We start from the raw sequence: 19,309 nt of genomic DNA, 5'->3' as shown, positions 1-19,309 counted from the left end.
GTCAGTCCAGCAGCGGCTGCACAGGTTTAAAAACCTTTAACCACTTGAGCGCGGGCAAGCCCGTCTGCTGCTGCACCAGGTCGGCGCGCTGGCTGAGCAGCTCGCGGCCGGGGCGGCTGGCCGTGCGCTGGGCCAGCACCACGGTATTGCCCTCCTTGGTCGCCGCAAAGCGCCAGACCGCTTCGGGCCCAAAGGCCTCCTGGATATGGGCGAGGCTGCGGGCAAAGCTGTTGGTGCGGCCAAACAGGTTGACCGTCATGCAGCCGTCCTCGGTCAGCAGATTGCGGCAGTGCTGGTAGAAGTCGGGGCTGTCGAGCACGGGCGCTGCGGCCTCATGGTCATACAGATCGACCTGCAGCGCATCGACGGTCTGCAGGTACTGGGGCTTCTGGATCTCCACCCCTGCATCGCCCAGCACGACCTGGAGCTTGTCGCTGTCGGGCGGCAGCTTGAACCACTGGCGGCAGACGGTGACCACCTGGGGATTGAGCTCGATGGCGGTGGTGCTGGCCATGCCGAGCTTTTGCGCGCAGAACTTGGTGGCGGCCGCTGCCCCCAGGCCCAGCTGCATCGCGCGGCGCTCGGGCACCGTGGGCCAGTCCACCAGCAGCAGCCAGGCCATCATGCGCTGCACATATTCCAGGTCGATATCAAAAGGCTTCTTGATGCGCATCGAGCCCTGGACCCAGGGGGTGCCCAGGTGCAGGTAGCGGGCTCCGTCAAAGTCGGAAATCGTGACCTCGGGCAGCGGCTGCGCCAGCTGCGGAGATTTTTTTCTAGTCGTCATGGGGAGGGATTATCGGCCGTTGTCCTCGCCAGCTCCGTGCATAACCCTGGCCCGCCGGGCTATCAGCGGATCGGAACAAGGCAGCAGTCGCTCCTTGAAGCCATCCATAGTTATTACAAAATAAACAGCACCCACCAATAGTCAATGTCGCATGCAGACCACGCGGAGGGATTGGGCAGGCCATGCATCGCTTTAGACTGCGGCATTGTTTTTTCTGGCACGCTTATGTCCAACGCTCTCAAACAACGCTTTCTGTCCTCCGTCATCATGTCCATGCTGCTCTCGGGCTTGATGACCGCCTGGGTCACCTGGTTGAACCTGGGCTTTGTCGGGGATTTTCTCTCGCGCTGGCTGCATGCCTACCTGCTGTCCTGGCCAGCGGCGTTCACGATCGTGGTGCTGTTAGCGCCTGCAGTGCAGCGCCTGTCATGGCGCATGGTCGGCGGCAGCCCCGTCTCTGCAAGCCCTGCGCGCGCCAGTGGTCCTGCTGCAAGCGCTCAGGCCAGCAGTCCGCAGTGATGCATCACCTCGCGCCAACCGGCCAGTTTGCGCTCAAAGCTCCATGAGGCATTGGCCGGGCTGCTGGAGGGCAGCCGGTAGCTGGGCAGGCCCAGCACGGCCTGCACCCGGGGCGCATGGCGAAAGCTCTCACCGCCATTGTGCACAGCAGCCAGCAGCTGCGGGCACTGCTGCTGGAGCGCGACAAAATCATTGAGCTGGGCATTGCGGATGCTGGTGTCCAGGCTGCCTTCGCGCTCGCAGGCGGCATAGACATCCCACAGGCCCAGGCCGCGATCCAGCAGCCAGGCGCAGCGCTCGGCATAGGCGCTGGGCTGCGGGTGCGCGGGCCACAGCGCCGCCAGCAGCGGCCACATCTGGTTGCGCGGATGGGCGTAGTACTGCTGCAGCTGCAAGGACTGCACGCCAGGGAAGCTACCCAGAATCAAGACCTGGGTGCCCGGCCCCACGACCGGGGCCAGCCCGCACAGCAGCGCATCAGCCATGGGGCGATCCCCCATCGGCGCCGGGCAGCAAAGCCTGCAGCCTTGGCAGCACCCTGGCGGCATTGGCGCTGGTGGCGCGCTGCCAGTCGGCGGCGTCCATGGCCTCATCGGCATGGGCTTCGGCCCGCAGCGCCCGCATCACCTGCGCGATGCGCGGGATCTCGGCGGGCTGGTTGCGGCCCTGGGCCTGGCCGGCGGCGCGCTGCTCGGCGGTGGTGTAGAGCCAGTGCGGCGGAATATCGGGCGCATCGGTCTCGACAACGATGGCCTCCATCGGCAGCTGCTGCAGCAGGCGGCGCAGGTGCAGCGCGCGGTCATAGGTCAGCGCACCGCCAAAGCCCAGCGCAAAGCCGCGCTCGATAAACTGCTGGGCCTGCTGCAGGCTGCCGTTGAAGGCATGCGCAATGCCGCCCTGCACCGGCCAGCGGCGCAGCGCGCGCAGCAGCTGGTCCGACGAGCGGCGCACATGCAAGATGACGGGCAGGTCAAAGCGGCGCGCCAGTTGCAGCTGCTGCTCGTAAAACCAGGTCTGGCGTTCGGCATCGAGCCCGGGCACAAAAAAATCCAGGCCGATCTCGCCAATCGCGACCAGGCGCGGGTCATCGCGGCAGTCTTCGAGCATGGTGGCCAAGGCGTCAATATCGGCTTCGGCCGCGCGCCCGGTGTAGAGCGGATGGATGCCCAGCGCATAGCTGTCACCCCAGCGCTGGGCCAGCTCGCGCACGGTGGCCCAGTTGCTGCGCTCCACCGCTGGAATCACGCAGTGGGCGACCCCCACCGCATGCGCGGCGGCGCGCAGCGCATCGCGGTCGGCATCGAACTCGGGCGCATCCCAGTGGCAGTGGGTGTCAATCCAGAATGGCATGCGGACGCGGCCAGCGTGGCTCAGGCTTCAAAGCGCCCGTTGACCATGCGCACCGCACGGTCGCAGCGCTGGGCCAGCTCGCCATCATGGGTGACCATGACAAAGGCGGTGCCGCGCTCGCGCGCCAGCTGCAGCATCAGCGCGAAGACGGTGTCGGCGGTGGCGCGGTCCAGGTTGCCGGTGGGCTCGTCGGCCAGCACGCAAGCGGGCTGGGTGACCAGCGCGCGCGCAATGGCCACGCGCTGGCGCTCGCCGCCCGAGAGCTCCGCGGGGCGGTGCAGCACACGGTCCTTGAGGCCCACCGACGCCAGCACTTCACGCGCACGCTCGGTACATTCGGCATAGGGCATGCGGCGGATGCGCAGCGGCATCGCGACGTTGTCCAGCGCGCTGAACTCGGGCAGCAGATGGTGAAACTGGTAGATAAAGCCCAGGTGCTGGTTGCGCAGCTCGCCTTGGCGGCTGGCGCTGAGCGTATCGAGCCGCTGACCGTGCAGGCTGACGGTGCCGCTACTGGGCGCGTCCAGGCCGCCGAGCAAGTGCAGCAAGGTGGATTTGCCCGAGCCCGAGGCGCCGACGATGGCCAGGGTCTCGCCGGCACGCACCTGCAGGTCGATGCCATGGAGCACCTGCACATCGAGCAGGCCTTCGGTAAAGCGCTTGGTCAGGCCCGAGGCCTCCAGGACGATGGACGAATCATTCATAACGCAGCGCCTCGGCGGGGTTCACGCGGCTGGCGCGCCAGCTGGGATACAGGGTGGCCACAAAGGCCAGGATCAGGGAGATGACGGTAATCGGCACGATATCGCTGCGCTGGGGCTCGCTGGGCATCTGGCTGATGAGGTAAATGTCCTTGGGCAGGAAGCTGGTGTGCAGTGCGCGCTCGATCGCGGGCACGATCACATCGATATTGCAGGCAATCAGCAGGCCCAGGCCCAGACCGGCCAGGGTGCCGATGACGCCGACCAGCGCCCCCTGCACGACAAACACGCCCATGATGCTGCGCGGGCTCGCGCCCAGGGTGCGCAGGATCGCGATATCGGCGCGCTTGTCGGTGACGGTCATCACCAAGGTGGTGACCAGGTTGAACGCGGCCACGGCAACGATCAGGGTCAGGATGATGAACATCATGCGTTTTTCGACCTGAACGGCGGCAAACCAGGTCTTGTTCTGCTGCGTCCAGTCGCGGATCAGCAGGTGGCCGCTCAGGCTGTGGGCCAGCTGCTGGGTCACCTCGGGGGCCTGGTGCAGGTCCTTGAGCTTGAGGCGCACGCCGGTCGGGCCTTCGAGGCGGAACAGGCGCTCGGCGTCCTCATGGTGCATCAGCACCAAGGTCGAGTCGTACTCGTAGTGGCCGGAGTTGAAGGTACCCACCACCTGCATCTGCTTGAGGCGGGGCACGGTGCCCGCTGGCGTGACCTGGCCGCTGGGCACGATCAAGGTGACCTGGTCACCCTGGCCCACGCCCAGAATGCGCGCCAGCTCCGAGCCCAGCACGACATGGAAGCTGCCCGGTGTGAGCGCCTGCAAACTGGTCTGCTCGATGCCGGTGGTCATGTCGGTGACCTCGGGCTCGAGCGCCGGGTCAATGCCGCGCAGCAGGGCGCCGCGCATGTCCTCACCGCGGGCGACCAGGGCCTGGGCCGAGACAAACGGTGCCGCGCCAATCACGTTCGGGTTGGCCTTGGCCTCGGCAATGGTGCGGGCCGGATCGGGCAAGGCATCACCGCCGGGCGTGAAGATCTCGATATGCGAGACCACGCTGAGCATGCGGTCGCGCACCTCTTTTTGAAAACCGTTCATCACCGACAGCACGATGATCAAGGCCGCCACCCCCAGTGCAATGCCCAGCATGGACACGCCCGAGATGAACGAAATAAACCCGTTGCGCCGGGTTGCACGGCCCGCACGGGTGTAGCGCCAACCCAGCGCCAATTCATAGGGAATCTGCATAAATCGTTCTAAAAATATATTTGGTGCATCCGCTCGGCAAATACAGCACCTTAATCCACTGCACCGCAAACCGCATTGTGGCATCGCCGACAATAGACCCATGTCGGAAAACCAGCATTTGATCATCTCCTACGCAGCCACGGACGAGCCGGGCTGCCAGCAAGCCTTGCAGACGCTCCCCCTGCCGAACCTGCAACGCCTGCTGCGGCAGTGGTCCGTCAGTGCCAGCGACAACGGTGCGCTGGAAGATTTTGCCCCGCCCCATGATCGTGTGCTGGCCCAGGCCCTGGGCCTGCCGCCCAAGGCCACACCCTGGGCTGCGCTGTACCAGCTGCAAAACGGCCAGGCAGCGGGCGATGCCGCCTGGGCCTTTCTCTCGCCCTGCCACTGGCAGATTTCGCCCGACCAGGTGCGCATGAGCGACCTTTCTGCCGCGCAGATGAGCGAGGACGAATCGCGCAGCCTGCTGGCCATCATGGCGCCCTGGTTTACCGAAGACGGCATTGCGCTGGTCTACGACCGGCCCGACCGCTGGCTGGCGCGCGGCGCGGTGTTTGCGCAGCTCGATACTGCTGCGCTCGACCGCATTGCGCTGCGCGATGTGCGGCCCTGGCTGCCCGACAAGGCCCAAGCGGCGGTGCTCCAGCGCCTGCAGACCGAGATGCAGATGCTGCTCTACACCCATGCCTTCAGCGACGCGCGCGAGGCCAGTGGCCGCGCGCCCATCAACTCGTTCTGGGTGCATGGCGCTGGCGCCCTGCCCGCCGGCTACCAGCTGCCCGCCCAGACGCCGGTGCTGAACACGGCACTGCGTGACAGCGCCCTGGTGGGCGATTGGCGCAGCTGGCAGCAGCAGTGGCAGCAGCTGGATGCGACACTGGCCACCACCGCCTGGAGCCAGATCAGCCTGTGCGGCGAGAAAAATGCCATCACGCTGGCGCCCCCGGCCCCCGGCTGGCTACCCAAAATCAAGCAATGGCTGGCTCCGACCAAGCCCATGGCGCTTCTAAGTTCTTTATGAAAATTCTGGCCAGAGATATTCCCCCGCGCACCGTCTGGGCGCTGGAGCAGGCAGGCGTGCACCCGCTGCTCGCCCGCCTGTTTGCCGCGCGCGGTGTGCAGGCTGCTGCCGAGCTCGATGACGGCCTGGCGCAACTGCTGCCACCTGCCGGCCTGCTGGGCACACGCGAGGCGGCGCTGCTGCTGGCCGATGCGATTGGCCGCCAGCAGCGCATTTGCGTCGTGGCCGATTACGACTGCGACGGCGCCACCGCCTGCGCCGTGGCCTTGCGCGGCCTGCGCATGCTGGGCGCCCAGCAGGTCAGCTACCTGGTGCCCGACCGCGTGGTCGATGGCTATGGCCTGACGGCAGCGATTGCCGAGCGCGTGCACCAGCAAGGCGCGCAGGTGCTGGTGACCGTGGACAACGGCATTGCCAGCGTGGACGGCGTGGCCCGCGCCAAGGCGCTGGGCATGACGGTGATCGTCACCGACCACCACCTGCCCGCAGCCACCTTGCCGGCGGCCGATGCCATCGTCAACCCCAACCAGCCCGGCTGCGGCTTTGCCAGCAAGGCCATGGCCGGTGTCGGCGTGATGTTCTATGTGCTGATGGCCTTGCGCGCCGAGCTGCGCGATCGCGGCGCCTTTGCCGACATGGCCCAGCCGCGCCTGGACAGCCTGCTGCCGCTGGTGGCGCTGGGCACCGTGGCCGATGTGGTCAAGCTCGACGCGAACAACCGCCGCCTGGTGGCCCAGGGCCTGCGCCGCATCCGCGCCGGCCATATGCCCCCTGGCCTGGGCGCACTGTTCTCCGCTGCCAGCCGGCGCGCGGCCACGGCCAGCACCTTTGACTTTGGTTTTGCGCTGGGCCCGCGCATCAATGCCGCCGGGCGCCTGGCCGATATGACCATCGGCATCGAATGCCTGCTGACCGACGACACCTTGCTGGCCGACACCCTGGCGCGCCAGCTCGACGCCATCAACCGCGAGCGCCGCGATATCGAGACGGGCATGCGCGAGCACGCGATGCTGCTGGCCGAGGCCTTGTTTGAAGAAGGCACCGAGCCGCCACCGGCTGTGAGCGTGTTTGATCCGGATTTCCACGAAGGCGTGGTCGGCATCGTCGCCTCGCGCATCAAGGACAAGCTGCACCGCCCGACCTTTGTGTTTGCCGCCAGCAGCGCGCCGGGCCACGAGCATGAGCTCAAGGGCTCGGGCCGCTCCATCCCCGGCTTCCATCTGCGCGATGCGCTGGATCTGGTGGCCAAGCGCCACCCGGGCGTGCTGATCAAGTTCGGCGGCCATGCGATGGCGGCGGGCTGCACGATTGCACTGGACGATTTCGAGGTGTTTGAGCAGGCCCTCGCCCAGGTCGCGCAGGAATGGCTCGATGAACGCACGCTCACCCGCCAGCTGGAGACCGATGGCCCGCTGCCGGTGCAGTTCCGCCATGCCGAGACCGTGGACACGCTCAACAGCCAGGTCTGGGGCCAGGGCTTTGCGCCGCCGACCTTCAGCGAAGAGCTGGAGATCGTCAGCCAGCGCCTGGTCGGTGAAAAACATTTGTCGCTGAAGCTGCGCCACCATGGCGAGATGGTGGACGGCATCTGGTTTGGCCATACCGAGCCCTTGCCCACCAAGGTGCTGCTGGCCTACCGGCTGGACATCAACGAATGGCAGGGCCAGCGCAAGCTGCAGTTTCTGGTCGAAGGCGCCCAGCTGCCCGGTTGAGCAGCGCCTGCGGTTTGCGGGGCCGCAAGACTTTACTAAAAGTTAAGGAAATAGCGCGGCAACGGGACACCTTTGTCACCGTAATTTCCTAAAATACGCGCCGCAGGATGCGGTGCGAAAAACGCTTGTCGCACAGGCATCCCGACCAGGGACTGGCCCGCAGCGGCTGGCAGGCCGCATGGCCCGGCGATGGCCCGGACGCCAGCGCTTGCCAAGCCCTTGGTTTTGATTGTTAATTTAATATCAGTCATACGCTAGATCGTTTCTAGATGACTGCTAGGACCCAAGACATTCCATGAGCAATATTTCCGTGGCCGTGCTGGGCGCCGGCATGGTGGGCGTTGCCAGCGCATTGGCATTGCAGAAAAAGGGTTTCCGCGTGACCTTGCTGGACCGGCTGGCCCCTGGCGAAGAGACCTCCTACGGCAACGCCGGGGTGATCGCGCGCAGCTCGCTGATGCCCTTCAACAACCCCGGCCTCTGGGGCATTCTGCCGGTGCTGTTGAAAAACCAGAGCGCCGGCTTTCGCTACCAGGCCCGCTTTTTGCTGCAGAACCTGGGCTGGGCCGCGCGCTTTGTCGCCCAGGCCCGCAGCCAGGTGTTTGAGGAAACCACCACGGCGCTGGACAGCCTCATCCGCCTGTCGATGAACGAGCATGCCCAGCTGCTGCGCGCCAGTGGCGCCGCGCACCGCATGCGTGACAACGGCTGGATGTTTCTCTACCGCCAGTCCAGCGCCTTTGCCGGCGGCGCGCTGGCGCGCGAGCGCATGGCCCACTTTGGCGTGGCCACCGAGGTGCTCGAGCGCGACCATATCCGCCAGCTGGAGCCGGCCCTGAACCCGATCTTTGAGCGCGCGCTGTGGATCAAGGACAGCTGGTCGGTGGACAGCCCCGGCGACGTCGTCAAGGCCTATGCCGAGCTGTTCCGCAAGCAGGGCGGCCAGTATGCGCAGGCCCGCATCAAGACCGTCGAGCCGCTCGCCGGCAGCCGCTGGCGCATCCGCGCCGATGGCGCGCACGATGGCCTGGAGGCCGACCGCGTGGTGGTGGCGCTGGGCCCCTGGAGCCGCCAGTTCATGGCAACGCTGGGCGTGAAGGTGCCGATGGCCTATGAGCGCGGCTACCACATGCACTTTGCGCCACCCGCGTCCTGCAATATCTCGCGCCCGGTCTATGACACCGCTGGCGCCTATGTGCTGAGCCCAATGGAGCAAGGCCTGCGCCTGACCAGTGGCGTGGAGCTGACCGATATCGACGCCCCCGCCAACCCGGTCCAGCTGGGCCTGGCCGAGGCTGCGGCACGCGAGGCAATCGACATGGGCCAGGCGCTGGAGCCCGCGCCCTGGATGGGCAGCCGCCCCACCCTGCCTGACAGCCGCCCCATCATTGGTGCGATGCCGGGCCAGCGCAACCTCTGGCTGGCCTTTGGCCACCAGCACATTGGCTTTAGCACCGGGCCGGGCACGGGCGCCATTTTGGCGGCGCTGATGCGCGGCGACGATGCACCGGTCGATGTGCGGCCGTTCCGCGCCGAGCGTTTCCTCAAGGGCTAATCAAAAGCTCAAGCGTTCATGCCGCTACGCCCGGGCTGCATGGCCGAGCGCTCTAGGCCTGGCCAGGCATCAGGCCGGCAGCGCCGCCCAGCGCTGGGCCAGCAGGCTCACCACATCGTGCACCGGCAGGCCCGTAGCACGTGCCACCGCGTCGCGGTAGACGGGCATATTGGTGCACTCCAGCACGATCGATTCCAGCTGCGGATGGGCCTGGCACAGCGCAACAGCAGCGGTCACCACATCGCGCTCGGCCTGGGCGATGTCCATCTCCAATTCATTGCCGAGAATGCGCGTGGCAAATTCGCCCTCCGGCGCCACGCCTTGCACGGGGGTGCCTTCGGGTACGCCAGCAGCAGCCAGAATGCGCGGCGTGAGGCTGGCTGCCGCAATGGTGACCACACCGGGCCGGGGCAGCTGCGCGCACTGCAGCAGGCTGGAGCTGACCACCGGCACATCAACGCTACTGGCCAGCAGATCCTGGTAGGCGGCCAGAAAGCCGCAGCTGGTGGTGATCAGCGCCGCGCCTTGTGCCTGCATCGCGCGGGCGGCATCGACAAAGGGCTGCACAAAACGGGGATCGGCCTCGCGCACGATCTTGGCGGGCGAGGCGCCTTGCACCTTGTGCAACTGCACGGGGATGCCCAGCGCTGCCCAGGTCTGCAGGTTGCCGATGTCCCCGGGCGGGCGCGGGAACTGGGTATCGAGCATCAGGATGCCGAGGAAGGGCACAGAGTCCGTGGTGGGCAGCATGGGCAGGTTCAGTCGAGCAGGGGCAGCGCCGGCAGTGCGCCTCGGCGGTCGATCTTGCGGCTCAGCACCACCGAGGTGTAGGTCTGGCGAATGCCTTCGATCAGGCCGATGCGGTCGAGCAAGGCATCAAGCTTTTCGTTGGAATCGCAGCGCAAAAAGATCATGTAGTCATGCTGGCCGGACACGGCCGAGACCTCTTCGACCTCAGGGATGCTCTCGAGCACCTGCATGACGGCCTGGGCGGTCTTGGGCATCACGCTGATGCCGCAGTAGGCGCGCACGGCCGACTGCTCCAGCTTGGAGCCCAGGCGCACGCCGTAGCCGGCAATGACGCCCTCTTTTTCCAGCCGCGCAATGCGGGCCACCACGGTGGTGCGCGCCAGGTTGAGCTTGCGCGCCAGCTTGGCCGTGGACTCGCGGGCGTCAGCCTGCAACAGCGCCAGCAGCTTGCGGTCAATATCGTCGAGTCGAAAATCCATGGTTCTCCTCCCTGCTGGTTAGGCGGTGTGGCCGATGATGCGGCCCAGAAAACTGCGTGTGGCCTCGTGCTGCGGGTTGTCGATCACCTGCGCGGGCGGGCCCTCTTCAACCACCACGCCATCGCGCATGAAGACGACCTTGTCGGCCACCTCGCGGGCAAAGGCGATCTCGTGGGTCACCAGGATCATGGTCATGCCGTCGCGCGCCAGCGACTGGATGACCTGCAGCACCTCGCCGACCAGCTCGGGGTCGAGCGCGGAGGTGGCCTCGTCAAACAGCATCACGCTGGGCTGCATGGCCAGCGCGCGGGCAATGGCCACGCGCTGCTTTTGGCCGCCCGAGAGCTGATCGGGCATCATCTGCGCGCGCTCGCCCAGGCCCACCTTTTGCAGCAGGGCCGTGGCGCGGGCCTGGGCCTCCGCCTTGCTGATGCGCAGCACCGTGAGCGGGCCTTCCATGACGTTTTGCAGCACCGTCATATGCGGAAACAGGTTGAAATGCTGGAACACCATGCCGGTGCGTGCACGAAAACCCGCCAGTACCTTGTCCTTGGGCAACTGGGTCTGCTTGCCGCTGAAGGCCAGCGACTGCGCATCGACGCGGATGTCGCCGCCATCGGGCACGGTCAGCAGGTTGATGCAGCGCAGCAAGGTGGACTTGCCCGAGCCCGAGGGCCCGATCAGCGCCACCACCTGGCCCCGGTTCACGTCGAGGCAGATGTCCTTGAGAACATCGAGCTTGCCAAAGGACTTCTTGAGGCCACGAATACAAATGAGCGGTTGGTCTTGCATCTCAGGCCTCCTTGCCGGCCGATGTGCCGTGCTCCAGGCGCTTGGCCCACAAGGTCACAGGGAAAAGAATCACAAAATAGGTGATGGCGATGAAGGTGTAGACCTCCAGGGGGCGGTAGGTGTCATGCGCAATCACCTGGCCCTGGTAGAGCAGATCGGGCACGGCCAGCACCATCAGCAGCGAGGTGTTCTTGAGCTGCAGGATCGACTGGTTGACCAGCGGCGGAATCATCTTGCGGAAAGCCTGGGGCAGAATCACGCGGCGCATCACCTGGCCGCGCGTCATGCCAATGGCCTGGCCCGCTTCGGTCTGGCCGATATCGGTGGAGATGATGCCGCCCCGGATGATTTCGGAATAGAAGGCGCCGCCGTACAGCGACAAGCACAGCGCAGCGGCCACCGGCGCGCTCATCTCGATGCCAGTGAGCACCGGCAGCGCGTAGTAGAACCAGACCAGCTGCACCAGCACCGGCGTGCAGCGGAAGACCTCGACAAAGGCGCGCAGCGGCGCCGTGATGATCTTGTTGCTGGACAGACGGCCCAGGCCTGCAACCAGTCCGACCGCAAGGCCGCCCAGGATACAGATCACCGTGAACAGCAAGGTGTAGCCCACGCCGCCGACCAGCAGCATGCGGTACTTCCACAGGAAACCAAAGTCCCACTCGTACATAAATCAATCTACCTTTAACGCATACACCCCGGAGGCAGCACGCGGCTGCAACCGGGGTGTTTCACATGGGCACCGCGCCCATGTGGACCAACCATCAGAACTTGACTTCCTTGGGGAAGGAATCGGCCTTGACGCCAGCGAGCTTTTCCATGTTCTTGAGCACCACGGACTGGATCTCGCCCTTGGAGCGGGCTTCATCCAGCCAGGCATTGACGGCGTTCTCAAAGTCCTTGTTCGGCTCCTTGCGCAGGCCCACATTGGTGTTGGCCGTCTCGACCGGCGTTGGCACATAGACCGTGCCCACATCGGGGCGCTTGGCCACCAGTGGCTGCGACAGCAGCACCACCAGCACCTGGCAGTCGGAGCGGCCGGTTTGCACCGACATCGTGGCCGCGCCCGAGCTCTCCAGACGCGAGATATTGGCCTTGGGCAGCGCGCGGGTGGCGAACTGGTCCTGGTTGGAGCCGATATCGACCACCACCTTGGCATCGGGGTTGTTCAGCTGCTCCCAGGTCTGCACCGGGGCATGGCCCTTTTTGCAGACGGCGGTGAAGGTGTTGTTGAGCAAGGGCTTGGAGAAGTTGACCACCTCCATGCGCTGGGGGGTCGGCGCCATCGCGAACATCAGGTCGATCTTGTTGGCCTGCAGGTCCAGCACGGCATTGCCCCAGGTGGTCTCGACGAACTTGACGTTCACGCCGAGCTTCTTGGCCAGGCTCTCGCCAAAGTCGGGGCCAAAGCCTTCCCATTTCTGGGTCACCAGGTCCTTGCTGAAGTAGGGGATCGCACCCGCAACGGTGCCCACGCGCAGTTCCTTGGTGCGCTTGACGCGGTCCATCGTCGACTCCGCACCTTGCGCCAGGGCCGCGCCAGCCACTGATACACCTGCGACTACCAAGGCCGCTGCACCCATCCACTTTTTGACAGAAAACATCTACGTATCCTCTAGACGCAGCGAAAACGGGCTGCGCGACCGTGAAAAACCGACAGTGTATTCCTGTTAAAAACCCTAGTAAAAAACACAAAACGTCGAGATGCATTGTTATTTTCGTCAAATCGGCGAAACAACGACAATTTAAGGGTTAATACTGACATTTCAGAGACAGCCGAGCCCGAAAAACCCGGGATAGCCCCGACGCTGCGCCGGGTCTGACACGCTGGAAGCAGCACGCGGCCTACAATGAAAGAACATATTGATGCGCTGCCACCCGTATACGCCGCAAGCACCTTGGTCCCTCTAGCCAATTTCATGCCAGACATGCTCAACGCCGATCTGCACTGCCACTCCACGTTTTCCGACGGCACCCTGAGCCCGGAAGCGTTGGCGCAGCGTGCGCGCGAGAGGGGTGTGCAGCTGTGGGCGCTGACCGACCATGACGAGGTCAGCGGCCTGGACCGGGCGAGCGCCGCTGCCGCCCAGCAGCAGCTGGCGTTTTTGAGCGGCGTGGAGATCTCGGTCAGCTTTGGCGAAACCACGGTACACATCGTGGGCCTGGGCTTTGACTGGCAGCACCCCGGCCTGCGCGCCGGCCTGGCCCGCACACGCGGCGGCCGCGAGCAGCGCGCCCGCGATATGGCGGCCGGCCTGGAGAAAATAGGCATCGGTGGCGCTTATGAGGGCGCACTGCGCTATGTGGGCAACCCCGATCTGATCTCGCGCACCCACTTTGCGCGCTTTTTGGTGGACACGCGCGTCTGCCGCGATCCGGCCGAGGTGTTTCGCCACTACCTGGTCGAAGGCAAACCCGGCTTTGTGCCCCACCGCTGGGCCCGGCTGCAGGATGCCGTGCAGTGGATCGTGCAAGCGGGCGGCATGGCCGTCATCGCCCACCCGGCGCGCTACCACTTGAATGGCGGCGAAGAGCATGCGCTGTTCTCGTCGTTCAAGGACTATGGCGGCCAGGGGGTGGAAGTGGTGACCGGCAGCCATTTTCCGCATGAATACGCGATTTACGCGGACATGGCCAGGAGCTTTGGCTTCTATGCCTCGCGCGGCTGCGATTTTCACAGCCCGGGTGAATCGGGTACCGATTTTGGTGCGCTGCCCCCGCTGCCCAGCGGGGTCCAACCCGTGTGGCAGGCGCTGGAGGGGCGCATCCTGCACCCCCACCCCCATCCGAACGCCAGCCCGCCGCCGCAGGCCGCAGTCCATTGATATAGCCGCTCCGCAGCAGCCCCCACGATAACAAGAGCAACAGCAAGACCATGGCCCAATATTTCGAGGTTCATCCAGACAATCCCCAGCCGCGCCTGCTCAAGCAGGCGGCCGCCATGCTCAAGGATGGCGGCATCCTGGCCGTGCCCACCGATTCGAGCTACGCCTTTGTCTGCGCACTGGACAACAAGCAGGTGGTCGATCGCCTGCGCCGCATTCGTCAGATCGACGACAAGCGTATGCTGACCTTGCTGTGCTGCGATCTGTCACAACTGTCGAGCTATGCGATGGTGGACAACCACCAGTTCCGCATGCTCAAGCTGGGCACACCCGGGCCCTTCACCTTCATTCTGGATGCCACCAAGGAAGTGCCGCGCCGCATCAGCCATCCGTCGCGCAAGACCATCGGCCTGCGCGTGCCCGACAACAAGGGCCTGCTGATGCTGCTGGAGCTGCATGGCGAGCCGTTGCTGTCCACCACCCTCATCCCGCCGGGCGAGACCGAGCCGCTCAACGACCCCGAGGAGATCCGCGAGCGCTTTGAATCGCAGATCGAGCTGGTCGTCAATGCCGGCCCCTGCCCGCTGGAGCCCACGACGATTGTCGACCTGACGCCGATGGGCACCGGTGGCGCGCCGGTGGTGGTGCGCGAGGGCCGCGGCCCCTTGGCGCAGCTGGGTCTGTAGCCGCATACTGGCTGGTGGCAGCAGCGCCGCGCCAGGGCTGCCTGCCCGGGCTGCGCAATCGTTTGCCACGGCCATTGCCATCGCCTGGCAGCGGCCACTGGCAAATCTGATAGGCTCGCCACTGCCTGGTGCGCTGCGGCGCGCCCCTCCTCCCCTTTGACCACCGCCCATTCCGTGAACGCTGACCTGATACAAACCGTTCTGATCTACGCCCTGCCCGTGCTGTTCTCCATTACCGTGCACGAGGCAGCGCATGGCTATGCAGCGCGCCATTTTGGTGACAACACCGCCGCCATGCTGGGCCGCCTCACGCTCAACCCGCTCAAGCACATCGACCCCATCGGCACCATCCTGATGCCACTGATGCTGTATTTCATGACCTCGGGCGCCTTTGTGTTTGGCTATGCCAAGCCCGTGCCGGTCGCCTTTGGCAACCTGCGCAACCCCAAGCGCGACATGATCTGGGTGGCGCTGGCTGGCCCGGCCACCAATTTTGTGCAGGCGCTGCTGTGGGCGCTGGTCTACGGCATCTTGGTCGCCTCCGGCGTCGATGAGCGCTTTTTCCTCAAGATGGCGCAGGCCGGGGTGCTGGTCAACCTGGTGATGTGGGCCTTCAACCTGTTTCCGCTGCCCCCGCTCGATGGCGGCCGGGTACTGGTCGGTCTGCTGCCCTACAAACAGGCGGTGGCTGTGTCCAAGATCGAGCCCTATGGCTTTTTCATCGTCATGGGTCTGGTCATCGCCGGCGTCGTCAGCACCTTCTGGATGCGCCCCCTGATGAGCCTGGGCTACGCCGTGGTCAGCGTGGTGCTGATGCCCTTTAGCTGATCGCCAGGCCCCAGTGCCCTGCAGCACCGCAAAGCATATTGATTGATAGTTATGACTAAGACACGTTATCTCACTGGCATCACCCCTTCTGGAACGCCCCACCTGGGCAACTACGCCGGCATGATGCGCCCGGCCATCGCTGCCAGCCGCGCAGGCGATGTGGAGAACTTCTACTTCCTGGCCGACTACCACGCACTGATCAAGTGCCAGGATCCCGAGCGCGTCAACCGCTCGACCTTGGAGATTGCCGCGAGCTGGCTGGCCGCGGGCCTGAACCCCGAGCACGTCACTTTCTACCGCCAGTCGGACATTCCCGAGATTCCCGAGCTGACCTGGTTTCTGACCTGCGTCACCGGCAAGGGCGTGCTCAACCGCGCTCACGCCTACAAGGCCGCGCAGGACAAAAATGCCGAAACCGGCAAGGACGGCGATGACGGCGTGACTGCGGGCCTGTTCATGTACCCGGTGCTGATGGGGGCCGACATCCTGGCATTCAATGCCAACAAGGTGCCGGTGGGCCGCGACCAGATCCAGCACATCGAGATGGCGCGCGACATGGCATCGAGCTTCAACCACCTCTATGGCGAGCATTTCGTGCTGCCCGAGGCGGCGGTCGACGACAACGTGGCGACCCTGGCCGGCCTCGATGGCCGCAAGATGAGCAAGAGCTACGACAACACGATCCCGCTGTTCTCCACCCAGGCCCAGCTCAAGAAGCTGATCGGCAGCATCGTCACCGACTCGCGCGCCCCGGGTGAGCCCAAAGAAGTCGAAGGCTCGGCGCTGTTCCAGATCTACCAGGCCTTTGCCAGCGCCGAGGAAACGGCGGCCCTGCGCCAGGCCTATGCCGATGGCATTGGCTGGGGCGAGGCCAAGACCCTGCTGTTCGAATGCATTGACCGGGAGCTCGCTCCGTTGCGCGAACGCTACAACTACCTGATGGCCCACCCCGAGGAAGTCGAAGCTATTTTGCGCAAAGGCGCAGAAAAGGCGCGTACATATTCGGGCCCTTTACTACACAAGTTACGTGGCGCTGTTGGCCTGCGGCCACTGACGCCAGCCAGCACGGCTGCGGCACCCAAGGCTGCGGCCAAGCAAGGCGGCGCTGCCTTCAAGCAGTACCGCGACAAGGACGGCAAGTTCTACTTCAAGCTGGTGCGCGCCGATGGCGCACTGCTGCTGCAAAGCCAGGGCTTTGATGCCCCCCGGGATGCGGGCGCCATGATTGCCCATTTGCAGGCTGCGCCGCAGAATCTGCAGGACGCCATGGACAACCTGCAGTTGGGTGACAGCTTTTCGCTGTCGGATGTGCAGTTGGCGTTGAAAGAGATAGCCGAGAGTTAAGAGACTGCCTATACTGCATTTGCAACCAATTGTTGAAGCTGTCACCGTAGTGGCAACTTCCCCGTTTAACGCAGTGTGGAGCCGGTGATTCAATTTGCTTTTATTATTGAGCTATCAAATAAAAGCAAGCTATTGAGCTTAGTGGGAGTGAGCTGTTATGAGAATTGTGGCACTGGATGATGATCTGGTGGTGTTGGATATGCTCTCCAAAACCATGGAGGCGGAGGGCCACGCCTGTACAACCCATTCCTCTGGCGCCTCTCTGATCAAGGACATGCGCCGCGAGACCTATGACCTGCTGATCCTGGACTGGCAGCTGCCAGACACCACGGGCCCGCAGGTCGTGCGCTGGATTCGAGAGAACGTCAACCAGGAGTTGCCGGTGCTCTTCATCACCAGCCGCCATGGGGAGGCCGACATTGTTGAGGGGTTGGAGTCGGGTGCGGACGATTTCATGATCAAGCCGCTGCGCGTGGCCGAACTGGTCGCGCGCGTGCGGGCACTGCTGCGCCGTGCCTACCCGGCTGCCACCAAGGGCATCCTGGAGTTTGGCCGCTACAAGTTCCTCTCCGATTCGCGGGCCCTGGAGGTCGATGGCAAGCTGGTCGAGTTGAAGAACCGCGAGTACGACCTGGCGCTGTTCCTGTTCCAGAACATGGGCCGCCTGCTGTCACGCGACCATTTGCGCGAAATCATCTGGGGCCAGAACTCCGATGTCATCTCGCGCTCGCTCGATACCCATGTATCGCGGCTGCGCACGCTGCTGGATCTGCGACCGGAGAACGGTTTCATCATCACGGCAGTCTATGGTGTCGGCTACCGGTTTGAGGCCGTCAAACCGCTGTCCGAGGCGCAGCCTGAATAAATTTCTGCGGTTGCATGCAGTGCGGTTTACGGCCAACACGCCACACGTGTTGGCCGTATTTACTCTGCCGCATGCAGCGGCCTTGCCAGGCACCATGGCCTGGCGGTAAGGAGAGCCATTTTGTTTCTTTCTCGTCTGCCGTTTTCTGCTGCCGTTTTGCTGGCCTTTGGCGTGGCCGCCCCTGGTCTCGCGCTGGCGGCATCGGCAGACCAGTTGCCCGACATCCGCCACACGGTCACCAGCGGTGACACGCTCGAGGCCGTCGCCAAGCGCTACCTCAAGGACCCGCAGCAGTGGCGCGCCGTGGGCACGCTCAATGGCGTCAAGGACCCATTGCGCCTGCCCATTGGCTCGGTGATCGTCATCCCCGCGCACATGGTGGGCTACCAGGAGGTGACCATCAGCCACGTCAAGGGCGTGGCGCGCGTGCGCTCGCCACTGGCCGGTGGCGACTGGCAAAGTGCAGCCTCGGGCACCATCTTGACCGAAGGCGATGAGCTGCAGGTGCCTGCCGGCAGCTTTGTGACCTTGCGCTTTGCCGATGGCAGCTCGGTGCGCATCAACGAAAACTCCGAACTCAAACTGAGCGAATTGCGCAAGAACAGCCGCACCGACGAGCAGCAGTCGGTGCTGGACCTGAGCCGTGGCGGGCTGGAGTCGCATGTCACGCCGGTGATGGACCAGCGCCGCAAGCGCAAGTTCGAGATCAAGACCCCGATGGCCACCACCAGCGTGCGCGGCACCGTGTTCTCGGTCAGTATTTCCGACTCCGGCAAGGCCATCACGGCCGTTGACAAAGGGGTGGTCGATGTCCAGGGCCGCCAGGCGGCGCAGCAGGCACGTGTCCAGGCCGGCCAAGGGGTGGCCGTGGCCAGCAGCGGCCAGGTCGGGCCCACGGTGGCACTGCTGCCCGCGCCCAGCCTGCAGGCCAATCCGCCGGTGTTTGAGGACGCCAACTTTCTGACCTTGCAACTGGGCGAGGTCGCGCAGGCGCAAAAATACGGCGTGGTCCTGGCGCTGGATCCAGAGCTCGCGCGCGTGGTCCTTCAGCAAAGCCATGCCAGCCCCACGTTCAAGTTCGAGGCCGTGGCAGATGGCACGTACTACATGAGCGCCCGGGCCATCGATGGCCAGGACATTCCGGGCACGCCAGCGGTCCAGGCCATCAAGGTCAAGGCCACACCGGTGCCCCCGCTCTACGCCAACCCGGCGCCCGGCGGCCTCATTGGCCTGGCCGACGGCGAGCTGCTGTGCACCGAAGGCGGCCCCGGCATTGTGGGCTACCGAATCCAGGTCGCAGCCAGCCAGGACTTCAGCAGCCCGCTGCAAGACAGCGGCGTCGTGGACAACTGCCAGGCCAGCGCGTCCGGGCTGGGCGTGGGCGCCTATTTCTGGCGCGTGGCCAGCGTGCGCAAGCTAGCTGATGGCAGCCTGGACCAAGGCCCGTTTGCACAGCCCCAGGCTTTCAGGACCGGCAGCAACCCGCCGACCCTGGGCGCCGACGCCTTAAGCCCCGCCGAGTCCAACAACCCCAACCAGCTGCAGCTGTCCTGGCCTGCTGAAGCCGGCCAGCGCTTCAACCTGCAGCTGGCCTCTGATGACAGCTTCACCGATGCCCGCACCTTCGCGCTCGATACCCCGCAATGGGCATCGGACAGCCTGCCCCCGGGCGACTACTATGTGCGCATCCAGGTGCTGGACCCCTCGGGCCTCAAGAGCCGCTACTCCGCCCCGCGCAAGCTGCCGGTCGAGCCGGCCATCCTGACCGGTGCTGGCGGCGTGCTCAAAAGCGGTGACGGCAAATCGGTGCTCAGCCCGAAGTGAGGGGCGCTGCGGCCTCTGC

Annotated in this window: 21 protein-coding genes; 10 read left to right on the top strand and 11 right to left on the bottom strand. The window is 65.0% G+C overall.

Annotated elements, in window-relative coordinates; translation table 11 throughout:
• Position 1: 1 nt before the first annotated feature.
• Complete coding sequence (locus tag WH303_RS18595) at positions 2-787, bottom strand: spermidine synthase (RefSeq protein WP_339520276.1); 786 nt, start codon at positions 785-787, stop codon at positions 2-4.
• A gap of 225 nt (positions 788-1,012) precedes the next feature.
• Between WH303_RS18595 and WH303_RS18590 the strand changes: the two genes are divergently transcribed.
• On the top strand, positions 1,013-1,306 hold the full coding sequence (locus WH303_RS18590; protein ID WP_021026890.1) for a DUF2798 domain-containing protein: 294 nt from the start codon (positions 1,013-1,015) through the stop codon (positions 1,304-1,306).
• On the opposite strand, the gene WH303_RS18585 is transcribed toward WH303_RS18590, so the two are convergent.
• From WH303_RS18585 to WH303_RS18570, 4 genes are read right to left on the bottom strand one after another with little or no spacing between them, the layout of a single operon-like run.
• Positions 1,285-1,791 carry a DNA-deoxyinosine glycosylase gene (locus tag WH303_RS18585; RefSeq protein WP_339520274.1) on the bottom strand — a complete coding sequence of 169 codons (507 nt, stop codon included), beginning with the start codon at positions 1,789-1,791 and terminating at the stop codon, positions 1,285-1,287. The genes WH303_RS18590 and WH303_RS18585 overlap by 22 nt on opposite strands.
• Positions 1,784-2,656 (bottom strand): TatD family hydrolase, encoded by an 873-nt coding sequence (locus WH303_RS18580; protein ID WP_339520272.1) that lies wholly within the window; start codon positions 2,654-2,656, stop codon positions 1,784-1,786. The genes WH303_RS18585 and WH303_RS18580 overlap by 8 nt, the downstream gene beginning before the upstream one ends.
• A 20-nt stretch (positions 2,657-2,676) precedes the next feature.
• Positions 2,677-3,360: a lipoprotein-releasing ABC transporter ATP-binding protein LolD gene (gene lolD, locus WH303_RS18575; protein WP_021025443.1), complete on the bottom strand. Its 684-nt coding sequence runs from the start codon at positions 3,358-3,360 to the stop codon at positions 2,677-2,679.
• Positions 3,353-4,609, bottom strand: coding sequence for a lipoprotein-releasing ABC transporter permease subunit (locus WH303_RS18570; RefSeq protein ID WP_021025444.1), 1,257 nt, complete (start codon positions 4,607-4,609; stop codon positions 3,353-3,355). Before WH303_RS18570 ends, lolD begins: the two co-directional genes overlap by 8 nt.
• Positions 4,610-4,709: 100 nt before the next feature.
• Between WH303_RS18570 and WH303_RS18565 the strand changes: the two genes are divergently transcribed.
• Entirely contained in the window at positions 4,710-5,630 is a 921-nt protein-coding gene (locus WH303_RS18565) for a phosphoglycerate mutase (protein WP_339520271.1), read from the top strand.
• Positions 5,627-7,342 carry a single-stranded-DNA-specific exonuclease RecJ gene (recJ, locus tag WH303_RS18560; RefSeq protein ID WP_339520368.1) on the top strand — a complete coding sequence of 572 codons (1,716 nt, stop codon included), beginning with the start codon at positions 5,627-5,629 and terminating at the stop codon, positions 7,340-7,342. The genes WH303_RS18565 and recJ overlap by 4 nt, the downstream gene beginning before the upstream one ends.
• 35 nt (positions 7,343-7,377) lie before the next feature.
• Here recJ and WH303_RS18555 read toward each other — a convergent pair whose 3' ends face one another.
• Positions 7,378-7,593: a hypothetical protein gene (locus WH303_RS18555; protein WP_148293113.1), complete on the bottom strand. Its 216-nt coding sequence runs from the start codon at positions 7,591-7,593 to the stop codon at positions 7,378-7,380.
• Between the two features lie 44 nt (positions 7,594-7,637).
• Here WH303_RS18555 and WH303_RS18550 point away from each other — a divergent pair, with 44 nt between their 5' ends.
• A complete protein-coding gene (locus tag WH303_RS18550) occupies positions 7,638-8,897 on the top strand; it encodes an NAD(P)/FAD-dependent oxidoreductase (protein ID WP_339520269.1) in 1,260 nt (419 codons plus the stop codon).
• Between the two features lie 69 nt (positions 8,898-8,966).
• Here the strand turns inward: WH303_RS18550 and WH303_RS18545 are convergent, their stop codons facing one another.
• The 5 genes from WH303_RS18545 to WH303_RS18525 all read right to left on the bottom strand — a co-directional run bounded on the left by WH303_RS18545 (position 8,967) and on the right by WH303_RS18525 (position 12,522).
• Positions 8,967-9,647, bottom strand: a complete 681-nt coding sequence (locus WH303_RS18545; protein ID WP_339520268.1) for an aspartate/glutamate racemase family protein — start codon at positions 9,645-9,647, stop codon at positions 8,967-8,969.
• A gap of 8 nt (positions 9,648-9,655) precedes the next feature.
• A complete protein-coding gene (locus tag WH303_RS18540) occupies positions 9,656-10,126 on the bottom strand; it encodes an Lrp/AsnC family transcriptional regulator (RefSeq protein WP_021026316.1) in 471 nt (156 codons plus the stop codon).
• A gap of 18 nt (positions 10,127-10,144) precedes the next feature.
• The gene (locus WH303_RS18535; RefSeq protein ID WP_339520257.1) at positions 10,145-10,918 is read right to left on the bottom strand and encodes an amino acid ABC transporter ATP-binding protein; all 774 of its coding nucleotides are present in this window, start codon (positions 10,916-10,918) and stop codon (positions 10,145-10,147) included.
• 1 nt (position 10,919) lies between these two features.
• Positions 10,920-11,588, bottom strand: coding sequence for an amino acid ABC transporter permease (locus WH303_RS18530; protein WP_339520255.1), 669 nt, complete (start codon positions 11,586-11,588; stop codon positions 10,920-10,922).
• A 94-nt stretch (positions 11,589-11,682) separates the two neighbouring features.
• The gene (locus tag WH303_RS18525) at positions 11,683-12,522 is read right to left on the bottom strand and encodes a transporter substrate-binding domain-containing protein (protein ID WP_021026319.1); all 840 of its coding nucleotides are present in this window, start codon (positions 12,520-12,522) and stop codon (positions 11,683-11,685) included.
• Positions 12,523-12,837: 315 nt separating this feature from the next.
• On the opposite strand from WH303_RS18525, the gene WH303_RS18520 reads away from it, so the two are divergent.
• From WH303_RS18520 to WH303_RS18495, 6 genes are all read left to right on the top strand, one after another.
• Entirely contained in the window at positions 12,838-13,743 is a 906-nt protein-coding gene (locus WH303_RS18520; protein WP_339520253.1) for a 3',5'-nucleoside bisphosphate phosphatase, read from the top strand.
• Positions 13,744-13,793: 50 nt separating this feature from the next.
• Positions 13,794-14,429, top strand: a complete 636-nt coding sequence (locus tag WH303_RS18515; RefSeq protein ID WP_021026320.1) for an L-threonylcarbamoyladenylate synthase — start codon at positions 13,794-13,796, stop codon at positions 14,427-14,429.
• Between the two features lie 174 nt (positions 14,430-14,603).
• On the top strand, positions 14,604-15,257 hold the full coding sequence (locus WH303_RS18510) for a site-2 protease family protein (RefSeq protein WP_043339503.1): 654 nt from the start codon (positions 14,604-14,606) through the stop codon (positions 15,255-15,257).
• A 51-nt stretch (positions 15,258-15,308) separates the two neighbouring features.
• A complete protein-coding gene (locus tag WH303_RS18505) occupies positions 15,309-16,601 on the top strand; it encodes a tryptophan--tRNA ligase (RefSeq protein ID WP_339520251.1) in 1,293 nt (430 codons plus the stop codon).
• A 157-nt stretch (positions 16,602-16,758) separates the two neighbouring features.
• Positions 16,759-17,466, top strand: coding sequence for a response regulator transcription factor (locus WH303_RS18500; RefSeq protein ID WP_021026323.1), 708 nt, complete (start codon positions 16,759-16,761; stop codon positions 17,464-17,466).
• A gap of 120 nt (positions 17,467-17,586) precedes the next feature.
• On the top strand, positions 17,587-19,290 hold the full coding sequence (locus tag WH303_RS18495) for a FecR domain-containing protein (protein ID WP_339520249.1): 1,704 nt from the start codon (positions 17,587-17,589) through the stop codon (positions 19,288-19,290).
• The last annotated feature ends 19 nt before the right edge of the window (positions 19,291-19,309 follow it).

The organism is Comamonas sp. MYb69, assembly GCF_037479315.1.
Classification (GTDB): domain Bacteria; phylum Pseudomonadota; class Gammaproteobacteria; order Burkholderiales; family Burkholderiaceae_C; genus Comamonas.
This window is presented reverse-complemented; position numbering and strand designations above follow the sequence as displayed.

Excerpts from the sequence above, each read along its gene's own strand:
- WH303_RS18505 (WP_339520251.1), top strand. The coding sequence starts at position 15,309 with ATGACTAAGACACGTTATCTCACTGGCATCACCCCTTCTGGAACGCCC.
- WH303_RS18570 (WP_021025444.1), bottom strand. The coding sequence starts at position 4,609 with ATGCAGATTCCCTATGAATTGGCGCTGGGTTGGCGCTACACCCGTGCG.
- WH303_RS18550 (WP_339520269.1), top strand. The coding sequence starts at position 7,638 with ATGAGCAATATTTCCGTGGCCGTGCTGGGCGCCGGCATGGTGGGCGTT.
- WH303_RS18515 (WP_021026320.1), top strand. The coding sequence starts at position 13,794 with ATGGCCCAATATTTCGAGGTTCATCCAGACAATCCCCAGCCGCGCCTG.
- lolD (WP_021025443.1), bottom strand. The coding sequence starts at position 3,360 with ATGAATGATTCGTCCATCGTCCTGGAGGCCTCGGGCCTGACCAAGCGC.
- WH303_RS18545 (WP_339520268.1), bottom strand. The coding sequence starts at position 9,647 with ATGCTGCCCACCACGGACTCTGTGCCCTTCCTCGGCATCCTGATGCTC.
- WH303_RS18525 (WP_021026319.1), bottom strand. The coding sequence starts at position 12,522 with ATGTTTTCTGTCAAAAAGTGGATGGGTGCAGCGGCCTTGGTAGTCGCA.
- WH303_RS18520 (WP_339520253.1), top strand. The coding sequence starts at position 12,838 with ATGCCAGACATGCTCAACGCCGATCTGCACTGCCACTCCACGTTTTCC.
- WH303_RS18580 (WP_339520272.1), bottom strand. The coding sequence starts at position 2,656 with ATGCCATTCTGGATTGACACCCACTGCCACTGGGATGCGCCCGAGTTC.
- WH303_RS18535 (WP_339520257.1), bottom strand. The coding sequence starts at position 10,918 with ATGCAAGACCAACCGCTCATTTGTATTCGTGGCCTCAAGAAGTCCTTT.
- WH303_RS18555 (WP_148293113.1), bottom strand. The coding sequence starts at position 7,593 with ATGACTGATATTAAATTAACAATCAAAACCAAGGGCTTGGCAAGCGCT.
- WH303_RS18565 (WP_339520271.1), top strand. The coding sequence starts at position 4,710 with ATGTCGGAAAACCAGCATTTGATCATCTCCTACGCAGCCACGGACGAG.
- WH303_RS18530 (WP_339520255.1), bottom strand. The coding sequence starts at position 11,588 with ATGTACGAGTGGGACTTTGGTTTCCTGTGGAAGTACCGCATGCTGCTG.
- recJ (WP_339520368.1), top strand. The coding sequence starts at position 5,627 with ATGAAAATTCTGGCCAGAGATATTCCCCCGCGCACCGTCTGGGCGCTG.
- WH303_RS18500 (WP_021026323.1), top strand. The coding sequence starts at position 16,759 with ATGAGAATTGTGGCACTGGATGATGATCTGGTGGTGTTGGATATGCTC.
- WH303_RS18540 (WP_021026316.1), bottom strand. The coding sequence starts at position 10,126 with ATGGATTTTCGACTCGACGATATTGACCGCAAGCTGCTGGCGCTGTTG.
- WH303_RS18590 (WP_021026890.1), top strand. The coding sequence starts at position 1,013 with ATGTCCAACGCTCTCAAACAACGCTTTCTGTCCTCCGTCATCATGTCC.
- WH303_RS18585 (WP_339520274.1), bottom strand. The coding sequence starts at position 1,791 with ATGGCTGATGCGCTGCTGTGCGGGCTGGCCCCGGTCGTGGGGCCGGGC.
- WH303_RS18595 (WP_339520276.1), bottom strand. The coding sequence starts at position 787 with ATGACGACTAGAAAAAAATCTCCGCAGCTGGCGCAGCCGCTGCCCGAG.